General features: G+C 64.3%; 2 protein-coding genes. Both read left to right on the top strand.

What is annotated here, in order from left to right:
- Window positions 1-84: 84 nt before the first annotated feature.
- A complete protein-coding gene (locus AAFX91_RS40705) occupies window positions 85-1,023 on the top strand; it encodes an IclR family transcriptional regulator (protein WP_394570248.1) in 939 nt (312 codons plus the stop codon).
- Complete coding sequence (locus AAFX91_RS40700; RefSeq protein WP_394570247.1) at window positions 953-2,512, top strand: acyl-CoA carboxylase subunit beta; 1,560 nt, start codon at window positions 953-955, stop codon at window positions 2,510-2,512. Before AAFX91_RS40705 ends, AAFX91_RS40700 begins: the two co-directional genes overlap by 71 nt.
- Window positions 2,513-2,613: the final 101 nt, after the last annotated feature.

Here is a 2,613-nt window from a genome sequence, read left to right as displayed (position 1 = left end):
AGGCTTCCTCCTAAAAGAAAGCCTTGAATCACGTTCAATCTGATTTGAGAATCCCAAGAGTCCACACGGCCTAGCCGGCAAGGAATGCTCGCCAGCGATCTCGCAGGCGAGGGCGACGTGATCCAGGTCGTGTCGCGCGCGTTTGATGTCCTCCGATGTTTTGAGGGACATGAGGCGCGGCTCGGCAATCTCGAAATATCGAATCGTTGCGGCCTGCCGCGATCGACAGTGTCGCGGCTCACGCACACGCTGACGCGGATGGGCCAGCTCGTCCATCTGCCGCGCGACCAGAAATATCGGATAGGTCCGAGCGCGGTGGCGATGAGCACCGCGATGATGAAGGGCCTGCAGCTCCGCAACCTGATCCGTCAGCGTCTGCAGGACGTCGCCGATCAATTGCCCGGCACGGTCGGCTTCGTCATTCCCGATCGCTTCCAGCTCGTGTATCTCGAATACGCGCGCTCGGCGAACGCGCTCGGCCTGCATGAGGTCACCGGCAGCCGGATCTCGATGGCGACCACCGCCGCGGGCCATGCCTATACGGCCGCGCTCGAGCCCGAGGTCGGCAACCCCCTGATCGCGGAGATGGAGCGTGAGATTCCCGAAGGCGCGAAGCTGCTCAAGCCGCGCATCGAGGGCAATCGTCGCCACTTGCGCGAGCACGGCTATGTCGTCGCCTGCGGTCTCTGGAGTCCGCACATCAACGGCGTTGCAGTGCCGCTATGGTCGCCGCAATATCAGACCTATGTCGTCGCGACGATCGGCCTGTTGTCGGCGATGTATGACGAGAAGCGGCTGCACAAGGAAGTCGCGCCGCAAATGGTGCAGCTCGGTGCCGCACTCGCCAGCCTGCTCGAAGGCGCCGACAACAGCATCTTCAACAACCGGATCGAGAGAAAATCCATTCCGGCAGCCGTGAACCATAACAAGATCATAAAAGCGGAGGAAAGGAATGAACTGGAAGCCGGAACTCGACGAACTCGCCCGGCGCGAAGCGTTCGCGCGGGAGATGGGAGGCGTTGAGAAGGTCAAACGACAGCGCGATCAAGGCCGGCTTACCGTTCGCGAGCGCATCGACAAGATTGTTGATCAGAAATCCTTCCACGAGATCGGCGCCATTTCCGGGATCGCCGAATATGACGAGAACAACGAGCTCAAGCAGCTAACGCCGGCGAACTGCGTGTTCGGCCGCGCCAAGGTGGACGGCCGTCCGGTGGTCGTAGTCGGCGACGACTTCACCGTGCGCGGCGGCTCGGCCGATGCATCGATTTCCGCCAAGCCGCTGATGGCGGAGGAGATGGCGCATGATTTCCGGTCGCCGATCATCCGCATGATCGAAGGTTCCGGCGGCGGCGGCTCGGTGAAGACGATCGAGACGCGCGGCGCCGCCAACCTGCCGGGTGGCGTCGGCGGCACGCGCTGGTACTGGTACACGACGGCCAACCTCGCGCGCGTGCCGGTCGTCGGTCTCGGGCTTGGCTCGGTCGCGGGTCTTGGCGCGGCACGCCTGGCGGCGACGCATTATTCGGTGATGACGAAGAGCTCCGCGATGTTCGTCGCGGGCCCGCCGGTGGTGAAACGGCTCGGACAGGATCTGACCAAACAGGAGCTCGGCGGCGCCGACATCCAGACCCGCGCCGGCGCGATCGATCAGGCCGTCGACACTGAGGAGGAGGCGTTCGAGTATGCGAGGCGCTTCCTGTCCTATCTGCCGCAATCGGTGTTCGAGCTGCCGCCGACCGTTCCCTGCAGCGACGACCCTGAGCGAGCCGAGGAATCGCTGATGAAGGCGGTGCCGCGCAACCGCCGGCAGGTCTACAAGATGCGCCCGATCATCGAGGCGGTCGTCGACAAGGGCTCGTTCTTCGAGGTGAGTGCCAATTTCGGCAAGCCGATCATCGTCGGCCTGGCGCGCCTTGAGGGCAGGGCGGTGCTGCTGCTGGCGAGCGATCCCTTCCACTATGGCGGCTCGTGGACCGCGGAAGCTTGCCAGAAGGTGGTCCGCTGGGTCGACTTTGCCGAGACCTTCCATCTGCCGGTGGTCTACCTCATGGACTGCCCCGGCTTCATGATCGGCCTGGAGGCGGAGAAGAGCGCGACCATCCGCCATGGCGTGCGCGCGATGGCGGCGGTCAACCAGAGCACCGTGCCCTGGTGCACGATCATGGTACGCAACGCCTTCGGCGTCGCCGGGGTGGTGCACCAGCCCGCCAACCGTTTCTCGATGCGCTACGCCTGGCCGTCGGCCTATTGGGGCTCGCTGCCGCTAGAGGGCGGCATCGAGGCGGCCTATCGCGCCGACATCGAGGCCGCGCCCGATCCGGCGGCGAAGCTGAAGGAGATCGAGGACCGCCTCAACAAGCTGCGCTCGCCGTTCCGCTCGGCCGAGAAGTTCTGGGTCGAGGAGGTGATTGATCCTCGCCGGACGCGATCGCTGCTCTGCGAATTCGCGCGCTTGGCCGAGCCGATCCGTAACGTCGGCCCGCCAAGTAACATGTCGACAAGGCCGTAACTGCCGCTCCGTTTTACACCAGTCTCGTCCCGGCCTTGAGCCGGGACCCATATGTGGACGGCCCCCGTGGCACAAGAGCTTTTGAGGTGATCGGATCGCTG

Source organism: Bradyrhizobium sp. 31Argb (genome assembly GCF_043638955.1).
In the GTDB taxonomy this organism is placed as follows: Bacteria; Pseudomonadota; Alphaproteobacteria; order Rhizobiales; family Xanthobacteraceae; genus Bradyrhizobium.
Note: the sequence above shows the minus strand (reverse complement) of the source record. Positions and strands in the feature narration are given on the sequence as shown.

What these genes read in the sequence shown, in the direction of transcription:
- AAFX91_RS40705 (WP_394570248.1), top strand. Translation starts at nt 85, where the DNA reads ATGCTCGCCAGCGATCTCGCAGGCGAGGGCGACGTGATCCAGGTCGTG.
- AAFX91_RS40700 (WP_394570247.1), top strand. Translation starts at nt 953, where the DNA reads ATGAACTGGAAGCCGGAACTCGACGAACTCGCCCGGCGCGAAGCGTTC.